The following is an 18,509-nucleotide window of genomic DNA, read 5'->3' on the forward strand; positions in this document are numbered from 1 at the left end:
CAGAGGGGGGCGTCCTATTCTGGCGTCTGCTTACGTCCACGGGTCGCACAAGAATGCACTGTACGAGGCTAAGGAGACGTTGCGGGGAAGCAGATGGATTTTATACACTTGCTAATGAAATAATTTCCCTTACGGGAACAGGAGTTGGATAAACAGCACTTAATTCATCGTAATTCACCTGAAGTGGGTGAAATCTATAAATTAGATGCGCTTTTTCCACTTGTTGCGCGGTATTTCTCAGGAATCGGGAAATTAAGATACGTTATCCAATTGTTTGCCCGTGAGGCATTCGAACGGCTGGAGATGTTGGTTAGTTGGCCTGGATAGGGTGCTGGAAGTCGCGAAAAAGGCAGCCCCAAGCCATTGACATGGCTCCAGGGCTGCCTCTTCTTTTACAGTTTACGCAGTAACGCTCATTTGCTTATTTATTCGCAATGGCGTCGGCGCGCATTTTCACGATTTTCTCAGCTCTTTCTTTGTCTACTGCGAAGACGTCGTTCCAGCCGAGACCTTCCACGTCGCTCTTCAGCTTAGTCCAGAGCTGGTCGAATTCCGCCTGGTCCTTAGCGAAGATCATTTTCCAGGAGGTGTTCTTCACATAATCCGAGATCTGGCTGCGTTTGTTCTTGATGTCCGAGGAATCGGAGCCCAGACTGGTGTTGATGTTAGGCACGATGTCGATCATGTTGTTCTTCTGGTAGTACTCGGTCGGAGTGGTGGCTCCATAGGTGTTCTGCCAGTCGGTGGTCAGCTTGGTTTTGTTCGCTTCGATGGTGGAAGCCCAGTACGTGCTGTTGTAGAACTCGTTGGTATCCGGGTCAACCACGAAGTCACTCATAATCATCGAGTTCACCTTGCTCTGGCCGTCCTGGTAACCGCCGCCGCCGTATTCAGCCGGGACAGGGGTATTCTCCTGGAATGCGGTCTGACCGACTTCGGTCAGCTTGAATTTGCCGTCCGCTGTCTTTTCATAGTTGAAGCCTTCAAAGCCGTTGGTGTAGTAGCGCAGGCCTTCCGGTGAAGACATCCAGTCCATCAGTTCCATAATTCTTTCCGGTTCTTTCGCCTTGGAGCCAATGGCAAAGACTCTGCCGTTCCCGAAGTAAGCATCACTGTTCTGGATCAGGTGGGTGTCGCCAATCGGAACCGCTACGTTGCCGTCGCCCTGGTTGCCGCGTTCAATCGTGTTGTAGAAGCCTCTCTGCCAGGAGTACCACAGGAGCAGTACCTGCTTGTTGGTCAGCTTCTCGGAGACCTTGTTCCAGTCTTGAGAAGGGGAGTCCGGGTCCACCAGACCCATCTTGTTGGCATCATAGTAGAATTGCAGAATCTTCTTGTACATGCTGTTGTCGTCTACAATCGGCACAATGTCGCCCTTGGCATTCAGCTGGATGGTAGTTGTGCCGTTCGGCTGTTCATAGCCATACCAGTTGCTCAGCCAGCGCACGTTCTCCATGCTGCCGCCGTCCCAGTCCTTCCAGAGCGTAATCGGAACAATCGGCTTGCCGTCCGGAGTCTTCGGATACTTGGCCTGCATATCCTTCAGCGCGGTCATCAGATCGTTCAGGTTGTTCAGCTTCGGTGCACCGATACCCTTGTAATAATCCCAAGGCAGAATCGGGCTGGAGTAAGGCAGCTCTTCCGAGAAGGTGGTTGGTGAAGTATCAGCGGTGAAGGCCGGCAGGGCGTAGATTTTACCATCCGGGTTCTGCTTCTCGAAGGCCACATTGAACGGCTTGAAGTGATTGTCTACATATTTGGACAGATGCTCTGTATTCTTGATCATGTCGGTCAGATCCATAATCATGCCTGCCGGAATCAGTTCCTCCAGCTGGCTGTTCTCAATAATCAGGAGGTCGCCGAGATCGCCGGATGCAGAGCGGGTCTTGTAGAGCTGGTCGCCCGCTACCTGCGGAGCGAGAATGTTCAGCGTGATATTGAATTTGTCTTTGAGCAGCTTGCCGTACCACCCGGTCTGTTCACCCTGATAGTTAGCCGCGTTGTCGAATACCGTAATGGTTAGCGGTTTGCTGTGATCAATGCCTTTGCTTGTGCCCGGATCGGATGACTCCGTGGGTGTTCCTGGTTCAGCCGTACCTGCTGCATTGCCTCCGTTATTGGAGTTCCCACTGCAGCCGCTTAGTGCGGTTGTTACCAGCAGAATGGTCGTCCCTAGCAGGAGTGCGGACTTTCTTCCCAGCTTATGATGTGTTCTCATGTGTAGCCCCCCGAATGTTTAATGTATCATAAATGGCGCTGGCGGCTTAGCCTTTGACCGCACCAATTATAATTCCTTTGACGAAGAATCTCTGGAAAATCGGATATACCAGCAAAATTGGCGCGACTACGATAATGGTAACGGTCATGCGGATGGAGGTAGAGGTCTGCTTGGTCGCCAGAGTTGCCATTGCGGTTGATCCTGAATTCTGCAGATTGACCATGGTCGACAAAGAGCTCGCCTGATTGATGTAGTTATACAGAATGAACTGTAAGCTGTACAGCTTACTGTCCGTCACCAGCAGCAGCGTATCCTGGAAGGAGTTCCACTGGTTGACCGCCGAGAAAATGGCAACGGTTGCAAGGATCGGCTTGCTGATCGGCAGAATGACTTTGTAAAAGATGGTGAAGATGCCTGCGCCGTCAATACTGGCCGCCTGCTGCAGCTCCTTCGGTGTCGCTTCTACGAAGGTTTTGACCAGGATAATGAAGAACGGAGCGACCACGGACGGAAGAACATAAGCCAGGAAGTTGTCCGTCAGATGCAGCGATCTCATGGTCAGATACCAGGGGATGATCCCGGCATTGAAGAACATGGTGATGATAGTGAAGCGGTACCAGAACTTTTTGCCCCACATATCCTCCTGGGCGAACATGAATCCAAGGAAGGCTGAGGCGCCGACTGTGAGCAGCGTACCGATCACGGTTCTGGCGAGGGAGATCATGAACGCATTGCCGAGCCCCGGGATTTTGAACACATCGATATAGTTCTGGAAATGAATCCCCTTAGGCCAGAAGATAATTTCGCCCTTCGCACTGAGATCATTCGCGCTGATCGTATTGATAATGATCGAATAGAACGGATAGACGCAGAGGAAGGCGAACAGGGAGAACAGGATATAAATGACGGTGGAAATGATTTTGTCGGTGGTGCTGACCCGCATTTTGACCGTTTTTTTGGTGATGTCGATCTCCCGGGTGTTTGGCGTAAGACTGGTCTGGTTGTCACTCATACAATGCCCTCTCCTCTCAGCATTTTGGACAGCCCGTTCACCGAAAAGAGAAGCACCACGCTGATCACACTCTTCAGCATACTGATCGCAACGGAGACGGAATAGCTGCCGCCGCCCATGGCGAGATTATACACATACAGATCGAGAACCTGAATTGTGTCCTTGTTAAACGCATTCTGGAAGACAAAATACTGCTCCAGCCCGTTGTTCAGGAAGCTGGCAATCTGAAGCATCAGCAGGACGAAGTAGGTTGGCATCATGCTTGGCAAAACGACATGGCGGATCACCTGCATCCGGGTAGCACCGTCCACATAAGCCGCTTCATACAGCGATTCGTCGATGCCCATGATAGCCGCGATATACAGGATGGCCGACCAGCCAAGTGTCTTCCAGGTAGCCCAGGCCCACATCGTCCACCAGACATGCTCCGAGCTCTGCAGGAACATTGTTGGAGAATCGGACAGACCTGTCATATGCAGGAAGCCGTTGACCATTCCCTCACTGGAGAACATGGAGAAGGCGAGGGAGTACACAAGCACCCAGCTGATGAAGTTCGGCAGCGTGGTGACAGTCTGAATGAATTTGCGGAACCGTACCGCCTTGATCTCGGTCAGGAAGATGGCGAAGATCATCGGGAGCCAGGAGAACAGGATACCCAGCCCGCTGATGCCGAAGGTATTCCAGATGACCTGCATCAGCTGGTCAATCTTGACCTGATTCTCAACCAGGGAATGGAACCATTGGAAGCCGACGAACTCGGATTTGGATAACGGGATAGGCGGGGTGTAATCAAAGAAGGCATATACCCATCCATAGAGCGGATAGTAGGCAAACACAGCAAGTAAAATCATAAAGGGAGAAATGTAAAGGAATTTCCGGAAAGAATTGCTTCTCATGCTCTGGCTGCGCATTGTTTCACTCCTCATCTTATTCTCTTTGTGTAATTGCTTCCTTGAAGCTAAGCCGAGGCTAGCAATTCCTTAGATCTAGGCTGTCCTGTCATCCCCCTTCTTGCAAAAGCAATGTCAATTCCCTGACGGGTCTGCTGCTTGAATATCCCCGGGCCCCTCTTTATTGATAACGCTTTCATGTATGAAACTATAATAAATTATCGGTTATCTTCTAACAATGACCGATCCTCATCAAATATTGATCTATTGTCAGGTCAAATCTGCATTTGACCTTCGGCTAACAGGCCGGGAGGGGGAAGGGGTAGGGACAGACAACGCAGTTTGAAAAAGGATAAATCCATGGGAGGGGAATGCGGAGAGTAAGGGGGCACGTGAGGGCGATGAAGGGATTAGGCAAATGTGGGCGGTTGGGCCGGATGTTGAGGCGGATGAGCGGCCCGGTGCGCAACAGTAGTGGAACGTTACAAATATCGCACCCGCCACCCCTGCCGTCTCCGTCATTTCCGCCACCCCCTCGGCTCCCACGCCTCAGGCCGTGACGAAGCACTGCTTGCGGTATTCGTTCGCGCTGGTTCCCGTGTAGGCTCTGAACTTCTTATAGAACCAGTCAATTTCGGTATAGCCGACCGCGTCGGCAATCTCGTAGATCCTCATATCGGTTGTCGCAAGCAAGCGCTTGGCCTTCTCCATACGCTGCTGCAGCAGATAATCGTTGAAGGACATCTGCTCCTGCTGCTTGAATTTCTGCCCGAGATAGGCGCAATTGAATTTCAGGGAATCGGCAATTTGCTTAAGCGTAATATTGCGATGGAGCTGTTCCTCCACGAACTCCTTGATGGTGCTGACGATCGGGCAGGGGGAGGCAGGCTCTCTGTGAATCACCGTCCGGTGAACCGCTTGTACCGGTGAAGAGGCTTTTCCCGTGGCAAGCAGCCCCTTCTTTACCGCCTCCAGGCTTCTGCCCAGCTCTGCCGGATCAACCGGATCAGTCAGGTAATCGCTTACATTATACAAAAGCGCTTGGCGCGCCAGCCCGAAATCCCCGCTACCTCCAAGAAGAATTACCGGGACGGCGCTCTCCTTCCTAATCTGTGCGCACACATTCATCCCCGCCGTATGGGCACCTCTGATATTCAGTAGCACCAGTGAGATGTTCTCCCTGCGGATCAGCCGCGGAATATCGGACGAATAATCAGCTTCCGCCTGTACGATGAAATCCGTGAACCGGTTTTCTGCTATATAAGAAGCGGTCTCCCGCACTTGGGCGTTCCGCTCTACACACAAGATTCTGTACAACATCAAGACCCCGCTTTCCTGAGAAGTTAAGGCTGCCTGTATTCATTATGTGCAAGAAAAGGAAGCGCTACAATGTGCAATTCTTGCGCCAGGCTCCATTTGTTTACCTCATCGGTTTGCAGTTTCCCGGCGGATAAAGGCTTCCGGCCCCGACCTATAATTTGACAGGTGAACACCTGAAATCAGACGGGTTGCTGCCTGAAAATGTAAGCGCTAAACTTTCGAGGTAAGTCAATCAAACTTGGGGGGACACAAAATGCGGGCAAAAAAAAGCAAAGTAATGTCAGTATTCATCAGCTTGTTGTTAGTGGCTGCAACGACGGCATGTGGCGGAGGCGGAAACAGCGGGAACGCCGGAGGCGGGGCTACGGCCGCGCCGGCGGCTACAGAGGCGCCAGTAGCTGAAGCAACACCGGAAGCTACTCCGACTGCAGAGCCAAGCAACGCTACGCCGGAGATGGATTTCGATATGGGCGGCCGGACGATCAAGATTGTCTCCTGGTGGGATATGACCATTCCCGAGGACAACCCGGACAATATCCAGCGCGCGAAGAATCTGAAGGAGCTGATGGCGAAGCATAACTTTAAGGTGGAATATGTGGCGCTTGACTACGGCGAATACCAGAAGAAGGTTGTCGCTTCCCTGGTTGCCGGCGAGCCCCTTGGAGATATCGTGCGGATGGGCAAGGGCTATATGATTCCGGTGCTGACCAAGCAGGATCTGTTCTGGCCGGTGGACGAGTACACGAAGAATGAGAATGCCTTCAACCAGCGGATGACCACCGAATTCTCGCAATACAACGGCCGCGGCTACGGCTTCTCGGAGAATTCGGGCAACCTGATCAGCGGGATTTTCTACAACCGTACCCTGATGAAGAAGCTGGGCATGAAGCCGTTGCAGGAGTATGTGAACGAGGACAACTGGAACTGGGAGACCTTCACCCAAGTGGCCAAAGAAGCGAACAAGGATACAGATAACAACGGGAAACTTGATGTCTGGGGTCTGGCCTCCGGCGGCTTCCTGGAAATGGCGATGGCCTCCAACGAGACCGATCTGACCATTGAAGACAAACAAAACCTCGATGATCCCAAGCTGCTGGAGGTATTCAAGTTCATCTCCAAGCTGGGTGCAGAGAAGGTAGCCCGGCCGACCGAAGGCGGGGACTGGCAGGAACCGGCGCAGTTCTTCCGCCAGGGGAACACGCTGATGTATGCGGGAGCAGATTATGAGGCAAGCGGCTTCAAGACGGATATGAAGGATTATGATATCGGCTTTGTTCCTTTTCCCAAAGGGCCTAATGCTACCGAATACCACAGTGTGGAATCCGCTGTCCAGTTCCTGACTATCCCGAAGAAGGCCGAGAATCCGGAGCAGCTGATGTATATCTGGGAGAAAATCAACGACATCGAGTCGATCTACGATTATCCGAAGCAGGCTTCGCTGGAGAGCACCTACGACAACGAGGATGATATCAACAACGCGAAGATGGTAGAGGGCGGAATGCTGCTCACGAACCACAATACCTTCTCGACCATGCCGTACTACGAGATGATTGACGAGCTGAAGAAGGGAACCTCAGCCTCTACGGTGATTGAGAAGTACAAGGCTAAGGTTCAGGCATCGGTAGACGCAGTCTACAAAAATTAACCGGATACCCGGTATGGTCAACAGTCCCCGGCTGGCTGCAGGTGCGAGCCCGGCGGACTGTTGTTCCATTAACCATGATCCATCGCTTAAGGGGAGGAGAACGTTGAATATTCGACACAGGAACATAGCGGTTATATTGGTGGTCATCCTGCTGGCCGGGGCAGTGTGGCTATATACTTCCTCAGGGCAGCCAGTCCATTCCGATTCTCCGGGGACCGGCACATTTACCGCCGTCTCCAGCGACCCGGCGGAAGGCAGCTATGAAGCTTATCTGCAGCAGCATGGGGACGCCAGCCGCCCGGACCGGGTGATCCGCATTGAGGGTGAGGATTATGCGGGAACCGAAGGTGAGGGCTTTGAGGTGAAGGCACAGCTGGAAGGGCTGGACGGTTCGGCTGTTATTACTCCGGAAGCAGGAACGATTTCCTGGGAGGTGCCGGTAACGGATGCCGGACTATATAACATCCGGGTTCACTACTACCCGGTAGAAGGCAAAAGCTCGGCAATCGAGCGTTCCCTTGCCATTAACCGGCAGACCCCGTTCAAAGGCGCGGACACGCTGCTGTTCGACCGGGTCTGGGGCAACCGCGAGGCTGAGATCAAGCGGGATGACCGCGGCAATGACCTCCGTCCCCGGCAGGTCGAGCAGCCGGTATGGCAGACTACGGTGGTCAAGGACAGTGAAGGCTTCTATGAGGAGCCTTACGCCTTCTATCTGGAGCAGGGGACGCAGACCTTGTCGCTGACCGCGCTGCGTGAGCCGATGGCGATTGATTACATCGAGCTGTTCCAGGACCGCAAGGTACGGTCTTATGCGGAGGCCAGACAGGAATATGAAGCCAAAGGGCTGCAGCCGGTAACGGAGCCTTATGTGGAGGTCCAGGCTGAAGCGGCGTCCGCCAAATCCTCGCCTACCTTATATCCGTTAGCCGACCGCTCCAGTCCGGCGGTGGTGCCTTACCATGTCTCGAACCTCAGAATCAACACGATCGGCGGGGTGAACTGGAAGCTGCCCGGCCAATGGATTGAATGGGAGATTGAGGTTCCCGAGGACGGCTTGTACCACATTGCGCTGAAGGAGCAGCAGAACCAGCTCCGGGGTGTATATGCGAACCGCAGTCTGACGATCGACGGTGAATACCCGTTCACAGAGATGAAGCAGATCCGCTTCAATTACAGTCCCGGCTGGCAGATGAATGTGCTGGGCGGAGAGGAGCCTTATCTGTTCCACCTTACGCAAGGGAAGCACAAGCTGAGACTGACGGTCACGCTGGGCGATATTGCCCCGCTGGTCCGTACGATCCAGTCCAGCGTCCTGACGTTGAATGAGATGTACCGCAATATTCTGGCGATCACCTCCAACAACCCGGACAAATTCCGCGATTACCAGCTGGAGAAGCGGCTGCCGGAGATGACCAAGGTCTTCCGCGAGCAGGCGGAGACGATCCGCAGTGTAGGCGAATATCTGGAGCAGGCAACCGGAGAACGCAGCGACAAGGTGTCGATTCTGTACTCTATGGTAACCCAACTGGAGGATATGGCAGAACATCCCGATACGGTCGCCAAGCGGCTCGTGGCCTTCAAGACGAATGTCGGCGGACTCGGCACATGGATTCTGACCGTGCAGGAGCAGCCGCTGACACTGGATTCCCTGATTGTATCGGCGCCTGGCAAGAAGCTTCCGCGCGCGCAGGCTACCTGGTTCCAGAAGATCAAGCATGAGCTGGGTGCGTATACGGCATCCTATTCTGCCGATTACGACAGCATCGGCAACGTGACGAAGAGCCAGAAGGCGATAGAGGTCTGGATCTCCACCGGGCGGGATCAGGCCCAGGTAATGAAGAGCATGATCGACGACACATTTACGCCGGATACGGGGATCTCTGTCTCGCTGAGGCTGGTGCCTCCGAACATTCTGCTGCCCGCCACTCTGGCCGGCGAAGGGCCGGATGTCGCGATGCAGATCGGTGAGGACCTTCCCGTCAACTACGCGATGCGCAAAGCCTCGGCCGACCTGTCCCAATTCCCTGGCTTCGGGGAGGTGGCTAACCGGTTCCGGGACAGTGCGCTGACGCCTTACAAGTACAACGGAAGCGTCTACGGGCTGCCGGAGCAGCAGATCTTCCCGATGCTGTTCTACCGGAAGGATATTCTCCAGGAGCTTGGCCTGGAGCCGCCAACCACCTGGGAGGAGGTCTACAATGTCGTCTCTGTGCTGCAGCGGCATAACCTGGAGTTCTATCTTCCGCTGGAGGATACGTTGAACAATGCAACGCTGGTGCCGAATGCGGCCTTCACCATGCTCCTCTACCAGAACGGCGGCCAGCTCTATACGGATGACCAGAAGCGGAGCGCGCTGAACTCGGAGACCTCCATGAGTGAATTTAACAAGTGGACCCAGTTCTATACCAATTACAAGTTCCCGGTGAAGGTGGACTTTCCGAACCGCTTCCGTACAGGCGAGATCCCGATCGGAATCGCCGATTACACCATCTATAACAGCCTGACGGTGATGGCGCCCGAAATCCGCAACCTGTGGGAATTCGCGGTGGTGCCGGGAACACCGAAGGCGGACGGCACCGTGGATCACAGTGTAGCCAGCCATACGACCGGTGTCATGATGCTGGAGAATGCCAAGGATAAGGATTCGTCCTGGGAATTCATGAAGTGGTGGACGGATAAGGATACCCAGGTCCAGTACGGCCGGGAAATGGAAGGTCTGATGGGTGCAGCAGCACGTTATCCGACCGCCAATATTGCCGCCCTGGAGGAATTGCCGTGGCCGGTGAAGGATTACAAGCAGCTGGAGAGCCAGTGGGAGTGGGTGAAGGGCAATCCGCAGGTGCCGGGCGGCTACTTCACAGGCAGACATCTGGATAATGCGTTCCGCAAGGTGATCAACGGGAACGTTAATCCGCGCGAGGCCCTGTCGGATTATCTGATCTACATTAACGATGAAATTCAGATCAAACGGAAGGAATTCAAACTTCCTTATTAGGTTGGAGGCTGTAAGCTGATGGTACAAATCCAGAATACCACTGAACCAGCCTTACAAGGGCTGGCCGGCGGACCCCGGAGGGAGTCCCGCCTGGCGCTTTTATGGAAAGATATCAAGAAGAGCAAGCATTACTATATCATGATGAGTCCCTATATGATCATCTTCTTCCTGTTCACGGTGATCCCGGTGGTTATCTCCTTCGGGCTGAGCTTCTTCTACTTCAACATGCTGGAGACGCCGCGGTTCGTTGGCTGGGAGAACTATTCCCGGCTGCTGCTGGGCGATGATGTGTTCATGATTGCGCTGAAGAACACCTTCCTGTTCGCAGTCATCACAGGTCCGCTGAGCTATATCGCCTGCTTCCTGTTCGCCTGGCTGATCAATGAATTATCGCCCTTTGTCCGGGCGCTGATGACGCTGGTCTTCTATGCGCCTTCGATCTCAGGCAATGTGTTCTTCATCTGGCTGATCGTCTTCTCGGGCGACAGCTACGGCTACCTCAACGGCTTCCTGATGAAGATCGGGGTGCTGCTGGAGCCGATTATATGGCTGCAGAATGAGAAGTATATCCTGGCGATTATCATCATCGTTCAGCTCTGGCTGAGTCTTGGCACCAGCTTCCTGGCGTTCATCGCCGGACTGCAGACCGTGGACCAGTCGCTGTTTGAGGCGGCGGCGATGGACGGGATCAAGAACCGCTGGCAGGAGCTGTGGTTCGTCACGCTGCCGTCCATGCGCCCGCAGCTCATGTTCGGCGCGGTGATGCAGATTACGGCATCGTTCGCGGTCGCGGAGGTCTCGATCGCGCTGGCCGGGTTCCCGAGCGTCAACTACGCGGGACATACCGTTGTCACCCATCTGATGGACTACGGGACGCTCCGCTTCGAGATGGGCTATGCCTCAGCCATCGCGACCATTCTCTTCGGCATCATGCTCGGCACGAATATGATGACCCAGAAGCTGCTGCGAAAGGTGGGTGAATGACCCTGTATACAAGAGTAATCGGGGCACTTCGACCCCCCAAAAGACTGAACCGTTCCTTCGCCGTCAGCTTCATGCTGTTCGCCCTGCTGCTGGCCTTCGGCTCGTTCATGATTCTGCCGCTGGTCTACGCGGTGAACAATGCCTTCAAGCCGCTGGATGAGCTGTTCATCTTCCCGCCGAGATTCTTCGTGCGCAACCCGACGCTGGAGAACTTCACCGATCTGGCGGTCATCATGGGCAATTCATGGGTGCCGTTCACCCGATATGTGGCGAACACTCTGCTGATCACCCTGGTGGGAACGGCCGGGCATATCCTGCTCGCCTCGGCTGCGGCTTATCCGCTGGCCAAGTTCCGGTTCCCGGGCTCCGGGATGCTGTTCAAAATCGTCGTGCTCTCGCTGATGTTCTCGCCGCATGTAACGGCGATTCCCAACTATCTGGTCATGTCACAGCTTGGCTGGATCAATACCCAGGCGGCGATTATCGTGCCTTCGCTGGCGTTCTCGCTGGGCCTGTTCCTGATGAAGCAGTTCATGGAGCAGATTCCGGATGCGCTGATTGAAGCAGCTAAGATCGACGGGGCGAATGAGTACCGTGTGTTCTGGCAGATCGTAATGCCCAATGTGAAGCCGGCCTGGCTTACGCTCATGATCCTGCAATTTCCGGCGCTGTGGGGTACAGATGGCGGGAACTTCATCTACAGCGAGAACCTGAAGACACTGCACTATGCGCTCAGCCAGATTATCCAGGGCGGGATTGCCCGGGCCGGGGTTGGGGCAGCGGTTGCGCTGCTGCTGATGACTGTGCCGATCCTGTTGTTCATTATTTCACAGAGCAGCGTCATCCAGACGATGGCTACATCCGGGATGAAAGAGTAGAGAGGGGGAACAGTGACAATGGTCGCAAGGAAAAATAAGCTGAAAGCCGGCCTGCTGGCCTTGTGCTGCCTGGTCAGCCTGGGCCTTGGCTCAGAGCCGGCCTCGGCGGAGAGCGCAGCCCCCTCCTACAATTATTCCTACTGGGGGGATAATGTGGCGGCTCCTTCCGCTTACGAGGCAGTGACGCTGATCACGGGGGTAAGCTCCGGTGCAGGCGGGTTCAATAACCCGCAGGATCTTCAGGTTACGCCGGATAAAGAGACCTATGTGCTGGATACGGGCAATAACCGGTTTGTGGTGCTGGACCAGAATTATCAGGCGTTCCAAACGGTGGATTCCTTCCAGCTGAACGGTAAGACGGAGCAGTTCAATAATCCGCAAGGGATCTATGTGACGAAGCAGAAGGAGGTCTATGTTGCGGATACGGGCAACAAGCGGATCATCCATTTCGATAGCAAGTATAACGTAGCAGGGGTGATTGAGGCCCCGAAATCCGAGCTCCTGCCGGCGAACTTTGAATTCCAGCCGGTCCGCATAGCTGTAGATCAGGCAGACCGCATCTATGTAATGTCTGCCGGCGTGTTCGACGGCTTCATGGAATTCAGCGCCGACGGCGTGTTCAAATCGTTCACCGGGGCGAACCGGGTGCGTGTCGATGCGGTGGAATACTTCTGGAAATCCATCTCCACCAAGGCGCAGCGGGAGCAGATGGTCATGTATACCCCGACTGAATTTACCAATCTGGATATCAATGATGAAGGCTTCCTGTACGCTACGAACGGTGACGAATTCGGCGATCCGATCAAGAAGCTGAATGCACAGGGGGCAGACATTCTGCGGCGGGAGGGCTACTTCAAGCCCATCGGCGACCTGATGTATAACACGCGCTCGGGCGGCGCTCCGCGCCTGATCGATATCGATGTGAGCGACAGCGAGATTTATTCGGTGCTGGATGCCAGCCGGGGCCGCATTTTCACGTACAACGGGGACGGTTATCTGATGTACATCTTCGGCGGCATCGGCAACCGTCTCGGCGAATTCAACACGCCGGTGGCGATTGAACACAATGGTGACGATGTTCTGGTGCTGGATCAGGCGCTGGGCGAGATCACGTTATTCCAGACCACCGAATACGGCAGACTGCTGAACAGTGCGGTCAGAAGCTACTACAGCGGCGATGAGGAAGAGGCCTACCGGCAATTCAGCGAGGTGGTGAATCTGAACGCCAACATGGAATACGCCTATTCGGGCATCGGCAAGGCTTATCTGCGCAAGGGAGAATACAAGGAGGCGGCCGCTTATTTCAAGCGCAGCATGGACCGCATCAATTATTCCAAGGCCTTTCTGCTGTACCGGAAGGAAGTGCTGCGCGGGCAGTTCTCCACGATCATGACCGCGGCGATTACGCTGGTAATCCTGTGGCTGGGCCTGAGAGTGTACAGGTCAATGAAGGCCAGAAAGAAGGTTGAGCTCCATTGAACAGAGAAGTGCTGCAACATCCGCTGTACGTGATGGTTCATCCTTTTAACGGATACTGGGACCTCAAATATGTACGCAGTCAAAAAACAAGCCTGATGCTGTCCTTCGGCATCCTGTTTATGCTGATTCTCACCAATATCCTGGGCAGCCAATACAGCGGCTTCCTGGTGAATATGAATAATCCCAGATATCTGAACAGCCTGCTGGAAGCGGTCTATGTGCTGGTTCCGGTGCTCTTCTGGTGTGTAGCGAACTGGTCGCTGACTACGCTGATGGACGGAGAGGGGAAGTTTGCGGAGATTTTCATCACCACCTGCTTCGCGCTGCTTCCGATCGTGCTGATCAATTTCCCGTGGATCTGGATCAGTAATTTCATCTCTGCGCAGGAGAGCTCGTTCTATTACTTTTTCAAAAATTTCGCCGTGATCTGGTCGGGTCTGCTGCTGTTCGTGGGCATTATGACGGTGCACCAGTTCACGCCGGGGAAGACGGTAGGGACGATCCTGCTTACTGTAGTGGCCATGGCATTCATGGCGTTCCTGACCCTGCTGTTCTTCAGTCTGTTACAGCAGATGATTGTATTCGTCTCAACCATATACCAAGAAATTGTCTTGAGGAGATAGGAAGGAGGACCGGGAATGAGGAAGCCGTTAACCATGCTGCTCTCGATTCTCTTGAGTATAAGTGTGCTGGCGGGCTGCTCATCATCAAGCCCGAGCAGCGGAGCCGCCGGACATGAGCCGGATCTGGAGCTAACCTTCACGGACGGCAGCAGCCTGACCTCTGCCTTCACGGACCCGCTGGCCGGCGGCATGAAGGGGGTGCTTGCGAATGGGCAGCTCCGGCTGTTCATGGATGAAGCGACAGGAGGCATCGCGGTACAGAACCAGGCGGACGGAGAGCTGTGGTACAGCAATCCGCCTGAGCGTGAAGCCGATGCCCAGGCCACCGGGGATAACAAGGACCTGCTGTCCGCACAGCTTAAGCTGGATTTCTACAATAATCTGGGACAGGTCAGCTCTGTCAATTCGTATACAGACAGCGTAGCCCACAAGCAAATGAAGTTCGAACAGACGCCGGAGGGCGTCAAGGTCCTCTACCAGTTCGGAACCACCGCCAGAACAGCGGAGGATCTGCCGCAGGTGATGGGCAAGGACCGGTTCGAGGAGAAAATTATGAGCAAGATGGATAAGACCGGTCAGCGGACGATGAAGATTGCCTACACCTTCGATGAGGAGAAGGGGGTCTATAAGCGCAACGATGAAGCGCTGAAGGGGCTTCAACTGGAACGGACGCTGAAGGGCTTCGAGGAAGCGGGCTACACGGACGAGGATCTGCAGCAGGATATCACCGAGAACAGCCTGAGCCAGACGAAGCCGGTGCCGCGCATTTTCCAGCTCGCCATCGAATATTCCCTTGACGGGGATCAATTGGTCGTTAAGGTTCCGACTGCGGATATCCGCTATCCCGCAGATTATCCGGTGAATGATATCTCTGTCCTAAGCTTCATGGGCGCAGGGGGGAACAAGGAGTCCGGCTCGATCCTGGTGCCGGACGGCTCCGGCGCGCTGATTCACTTCAATAACGGCAAGACCCGGTATCCGGCCTACAAGCAGGCCGTGTACGGCAAAGACGGGACCACCGAAACAACGGATGCTTATGCCCAGCAGCAGGAGGCCAAGCTGCCGGTGTTCGGCCTGATCCGGGAGAAGGGCGCAATGCTGGGGATTATTGAGCAGGGAGCCCCGTTCGCTACGATCAACGCCGATATCAGCGGCAGATTGAACGGCTATAACTACGTATATCCAAGCTTCACGCTGCTGGCCAAAGGGGATGTTACCCTGTCGTCAAGCGAGCAGAACCGCTCCCTGCCGAGATTCCAGCAGGAGCCGCCCAAGACGGACTATGTGATCCGTTACGCCTTCCTGAGCGGAGAAGAGGCGTCTTATCCGGGCATGGCGCGTTATTACCAGAAGTATCTGGTGGAACGCGGCGGTCTGCCGGAAGCGCAAGCAGCAGAGGGCCAGGATTCCCCGGGAAATACTCCCTTCTATCTGGAGCTGGTAGGCGGAATTACGAAGACCAAGCATGTGCTGGGCATTCCGTATCAATCTCTGGAGCCGCTGACCACCTTCGATGAAGCGCAGCAGATTCTAGGGCAGATGAAGGAGCAGGGCATTGACAATATCCGGCTGAAATATGCCGGCTGGTTCAACCGGGGATTGGATCATAAGGTCCCGGACCGCCTCTCTGTGGACAAAGCGCTGGGCGGCAGCAAAGGGCTGGAGAAGCTGGCGGCATTCGCCAGAGAGCAGGGCATCCAGCTGTATCCCGATGTAGCGCTGCTGCGGGCGAACCAGCCATCAGGCTTCAAGATTAACAAGGAGGCTTCCCGGATGCTCAGTGAGATTCCGGCGGCCGTCTATCCGTACAATATGGCTCTGAACCGGCGGGACCGCTCCTACACGCCTGCCTATATTATTTCGCCCTCCCGAGTGGGCGGGTATGTCGATGATACGCTGAAGGGAATCGCACCTTACCAGACCGGCGGGATCTCCCTGAGAGACATGGCCGACCAGCTGAACAGCGATTTCCGCAAGAATCATGAGATCGACCGTGCCGCCTCCGAGCAGATCTCGGTGCAGTCGCTGGAGAAGATCGCCGGGCAGTCCCTGCGCATTCTCGCGGACGGCGGCAATGCCTATGCGCTGCCGTACCTCTCTGACATTACGGAGGCTCCGGTATCGAGCAGCCGCTTCAAGCTGGAGGATGAGGAGATTCCGTTCTATCCGATGGTGGTGCGGGGGTATGTGAATTACACCGGCAAGCCCTTTAACCTGTCTACGTTCACCAGCCCAAGGCAGTATGTCCTGAAGAGCCTGGAATACGGTTCCGGCCTGTATTATGAATGGATTCATGCGCCGAACCACAAGGTGAAGGACACGGACTTCGATTACCTGTATGCGGTCAACTATGAGCAGTGGCTGAGCCAGGCTGCCGGGATGTATAAGGAAGTGAACGGGGTAATGAAGCAGGTCCAGAACCAGCGGCTGACCGGGCATGAGAAGCTGGCAGAGGGTGTCTACAAAAGCACCTATGAGGGCGGCATGTCCGTCATCGTCAATTACAACCGGACCCCTGTCACTGCCGAAGGCCGGACGGTTGAAGCCGAAAGCTATATTACGGGTGGTGAGCAATCTTGAAATCCCTACTGAGACTGGACCGCAGATCTTATAACCAGCAGAAAGCGTTAATGGGCTTCTTCTATGTGCTGCCCTGGCTGCTGGGCTTCATCTTCTTCTTCCTGGTCCCGCTGCTGTCCTCTCTGCGCTACAGCCTAAGCTCGGTGCAGGCGAATTCCGACGGTCTGATTATTCATTTCAGCGGGCTGAAGAACTACATTGAGGCGCTTACGGTGAACACCGAATTCAACCGCACGCTGGCCGATGCCATCTTGAATATGGTCATCAATGTGCCGCTGATCGTCATCTTCAGCCTGTTCCTGGCGGTGCTGCTGAACCAGAAGTTCATCGGCAGATCACTGGCCCGCTCGATCTTTTTCCTGCCGGTTATTCTGGCATCGGGCGTCATTCTGAGTCTGGAGAGCACCAGCCTGATCCAGGCCGTCAACGAACAGAATGCTGGAGCCGGGGCCATCCGGGGATTGGGTACCTTCGAGCTGGAGGGGCTGATGCTGGATGCGGGCTTAAGCGAATGGGTGGTTAATTATCTGACCAGCGCCGTAAGCCGCATCTACAGCATTGTCAGCCAGTCGGGTGTGCAGATTCTCATCTTCCTGGCCGGCATTCAGACGATCTCGCCGCAGCTCTATGAAGCTTCCAAGATGGAGGGGGCGACCGGCTATGAAGCGTTCTGGAAGATCACCTTTCCCATGGTCAGTCCGCTGATTCTGGTGAACACGATCTATACCATTATCGATTCCTTCTCCAACAACACTATGACCGACCTGATCCGGGAGACCGGCTTCACCCAGTTCAATTTCGGTCTCAGCTCGGCGATGGCCTGGCTGTATTTCGCAGCGGTTGCGCTGATTCTGGCCGTCAGCAGCTATCTGATCTCAAGGAAGGTCTTCTACTATGATTAAAAGGGGGATGGGACTATTGCATGCGAACCGCCTGGTGTCGCTGGAACGCTGGAAGAAATGGATATGGTCCTTCGTGCGGCTGACGCTGATTGCCGGCCTGTCGTTCGTCATTCTCTATCCGGTGCTTCAGAAGATCTCCACAGCCTTCAAGGATAAAAGCGATCTGTATTCGCCCATCGTTGTCTGGCTTCCCGAGCATTATACGCTCGATAATTTCATCAAAGCGATCGGGATTATGGATTACTGGCAGGCTCTGCTGAACACGTTCACCCTGTCGGCGCTGACCACACTGCTGACCGCCATGTCCTGCGCCCTCGCCGGATACGGCTTCGCCCGGCTGAAGTTCAAGGGCAGCCAGCTGCTGTTCGCCTGCGTCATCCTGACGATCCTGGTTCCGCCGATTACGATTCTGATTCCGGTCTACCTGAACCTGAAGGACTTCAGCCTGATGGGGCTGATTCCGCTCTTGACCGGCGGCAAATCAGTGAATCTGCTGAACACCTACTGGCCGTTCATCCTGACGTCGGCGACCGCCAACTCGCTGAAGGCCGGGCTGTATATCTTCATCTTCCGGCAATTCTTCAGGGGGATACCGAAGGAGGTGGAGGAAGCGGCTTATATCGACGGAGCGGGCGTGGGCAAGACCTTCTTCCGCATTATGCTGCCGAACGCGATTCCTTCCATCGTTACCGTACTGCTCTTCTCGTTCGTGTGGCAGTGGAACGACAGCTTCTTCACCACCACCTACCTGACCTCAAGCAAGGTTATGGCGACCCAACTGGGCTCGCTACCGTATAACCTGCAGATTATGCTGGAGGACGGTGCCAATTCCAAGGCCGATCCGTTCTACCTGAGCATGGTGCAGGATACCGGGATTCTGCTGGCGATTCTGCCGCTGATGATCATCTACCTGTTCGTGCAGCGGTACTTCGTGGAGAGCATTGAGCGTACCGGCATTGTCGGTTAACCATATCATTAAG

At 54.7% G+C, this 18,509-nt stretch carries 13 protein-coding genes; 9 read left to right on the forward strand and 4 right to left on the reverse strand.

Annotated features, from left to right (window positions below; all coding sequences use genetic code 11):
* Positions 1-421: 421 nt before the first annotated feature.
* The 4 genes from MHI24_RS27930 to MHI24_RS27945 form a co-directional block, all read right to left on the reverse strand.
* The gene (locus tag MHI24_RS27930; RefSeq protein ID WP_340022804.1) at positions 422-2,218 is read right to left on the reverse strand and encodes a hypothetical protein; all 1,797 of its coding nucleotides are present in this window, start codon (positions 2,216-2,218) and stop codon (positions 422-424) included.
* A gap of 46 nt (positions 2,219-2,264) precedes the next feature.
* Complete coding sequence (locus tag MHI24_RS27935; RefSeq protein ID WP_340022805.1) at positions 2,265-3,230, reverse strand: carbohydrate ABC transporter permease; 966 nt, start codon at positions 3,228-3,230, stop codon at positions 2,265-2,267.
* Positions 3,227-4,066 carry an ABC transporter permease subunit gene (locus MHI24_RS27940; protein ID WP_340022806.1) on the reverse strand — a complete coding sequence of 280 codons (840 nt, stop codon included), beginning with the start codon at positions 4,064-4,066 and terminating at the stop codon, positions 3,227-3,229. The genes MHI24_RS27935 and MHI24_RS27940 overlap by 4 nt, the downstream gene beginning before the upstream one ends.
* A 603-nt stretch (positions 4,067-4,669) precedes the next feature.
* A complete protein-coding gene (locus MHI24_RS27945; protein WP_340022807.1) occupies positions 4,670-5,440 on the reverse strand; it encodes a helix-turn-helix domain-containing protein in 771 nt (256 codons plus the stop codon).
* A gap of 253 nt (positions 5,441-5,693) precedes the next feature.
* On the opposite strand from MHI24_RS27945, the gene MHI24_RS27950 reads away from it, so the two are divergent.
* The 9 genes from MHI24_RS27950 to MHI24_RS27990 all read left to right on the forward strand — a co-directional run bounded on the left by MHI24_RS27950 (position 5,694) and on the right by MHI24_RS27990 (position 18,496).
* On the forward strand, positions 5,694-7,085 hold the full coding sequence (locus MHI24_RS27950; protein ID WP_340022808.1) for an extracellular solute-binding protein: 1,392 nt from the start codon (positions 5,694-5,696) through the stop codon (positions 7,083-7,085).
* A gap of 103 nt (positions 7,086-7,188) precedes the next feature.
* A complete protein-coding gene (locus MHI24_RS27955) occupies positions 7,189-10,083 on the forward strand; it encodes an extracellular solute-binding protein (RefSeq protein ID WP_340022809.1) in 2,895 nt (964 codons plus the stop codon).
* Between the two features lie 18 nt (positions 10,084-10,101).
* On the forward strand, positions 10,102-11,067 hold the full coding sequence (locus tag MHI24_RS27960) for a sugar ABC transporter permease (RefSeq protein ID WP_340022810.1): 966 nt from the start codon (positions 10,102-10,104) through the stop codon (positions 11,065-11,067).
* A complete protein-coding gene (locus MHI24_RS27965) occupies positions 11,064-11,945 on the forward strand; it encodes a carbohydrate ABC transporter permease (protein WP_340022811.1) in 882 nt (293 codons plus the stop codon). The genes MHI24_RS27960 and MHI24_RS27965 overlap by 4 nt, the downstream gene beginning before the upstream one ends.
* Positions 11,946-11,963: 18 nt before the next feature.
* Positions 11,964-13,424: an NHL repeat-containing protein gene (locus MHI24_RS27970; RefSeq protein WP_340022812.1), complete on the forward strand. Its 1,461-nt coding sequence runs from the start codon at positions 11,964-11,966 to the stop codon at positions 13,422-13,424.
* Positions 13,421-14,047, forward strand: a complete 627-nt coding sequence (locus MHI24_RS27975; protein WP_340022813.1) for a YIP1 family protein — start codon at positions 13,421-13,423, stop codon at positions 14,045-14,047. The genes MHI24_RS27970 and MHI24_RS27975 overlap by 4 nt, the downstream gene beginning before the upstream one ends.
* Before the next feature lie 15 nt (positions 14,048-14,062).
* Positions 14,063-16,627 carry a DUF5696 domain-containing protein gene (locus tag MHI24_RS27980; protein ID WP_340022814.1) on the forward strand — a complete coding sequence of 855 codons (2,565 nt, stop codon included), beginning with the start codon at positions 14,063-14,065 and terminating at the stop codon, positions 16,625-16,627.
* Positions 16,624-17,529 carry a sugar ABC transporter permease gene (locus MHI24_RS27985; RefSeq protein ID WP_340022815.1) on the forward strand — a complete coding sequence of 302 codons (906 nt, stop codon included), beginning with the start codon at positions 16,624-16,626 and terminating at the stop codon, positions 17,527-17,529. Before MHI24_RS27980 ends, MHI24_RS27985 begins: the two co-directional genes overlap by 4 nt.
* A gap of 16 nt (positions 17,530-17,545) precedes the next feature.
* Positions 17,546-18,496 (forward strand): carbohydrate ABC transporter permease, encoded by a 951-nt coding sequence (locus MHI24_RS27990; protein ID WP_340022816.1) that lies wholly within the window; start codon positions 17,546-17,548, stop codon positions 18,494-18,496.
* The last annotated feature ends 13 nt before the right edge of the window (positions 18,497-18,509 follow it).

Source organism: Paenibacillus sp. FSL K6-1096, assembly GCF_037977055.1.
Classification (GTDB): Bacteria; Bacillota; Bacilli; order Paenibacillales; family Paenibacillaceae; genus Paenibacillus_AQ.

Bases quoted from the DNA above. Each gene is read 5' to 3' on its own strand.
- MHI24_RS27930 (WP_340022804.1), bottom strand. From the start codon at position 2,218: ATGAGAACACATCATAAGCTGGGAAGAAAGTCCGCACTCCTGCTAGGG.
- MHI24_RS27935 (WP_340022805.1), bottom strand. From the start codon at position 3,230: ATGAGTGACAACCAGACCAGTCTTACGCCAAACACCCGGGAGATCGAC.
- MHI24_RS27945 (WP_340022807.1), bottom strand. From the start codon at position 5,440: ATGTTGTACAGAATCTTGTGTGTAGAGCGGAACGCCCAAGTGCGGGAG.
- MHI24_RS27950 (WP_340022808.1), top strand. From the start codon at position 5,694: ATGCGGGCAAAAAAAAGCAAAGTAATGTCAGTATTCATCAGCTTGTTG.
- MHI24_RS27960 (WP_340022810.1), top strand. From the start codon at position 10,102: ATGGTACAAATCCAGAATACCACTGAACCAGCCTTACAAGGGCTGGCC.
- MHI24_RS27965 (WP_340022811.1), top strand. From the start codon at position 11,064: ATGACCCTGTATACAAGAGTAATCGGGGCACTTCGACCCCCCAAAAGA.
- MHI24_RS27970 (WP_340022812.1), top strand. From the start codon at position 11,964: ATGGTCGCAAGGAAAAATAAGCTGAAAGCCGGCCTGCTGGCCTTGTGC.
- MHI24_RS27980 (WP_340022814.1), top strand. From the start codon at position 14,063: ATGAGGAAGCCGTTAACCATGCTGCTCTCGATTCTCTTGAGTATAAGT.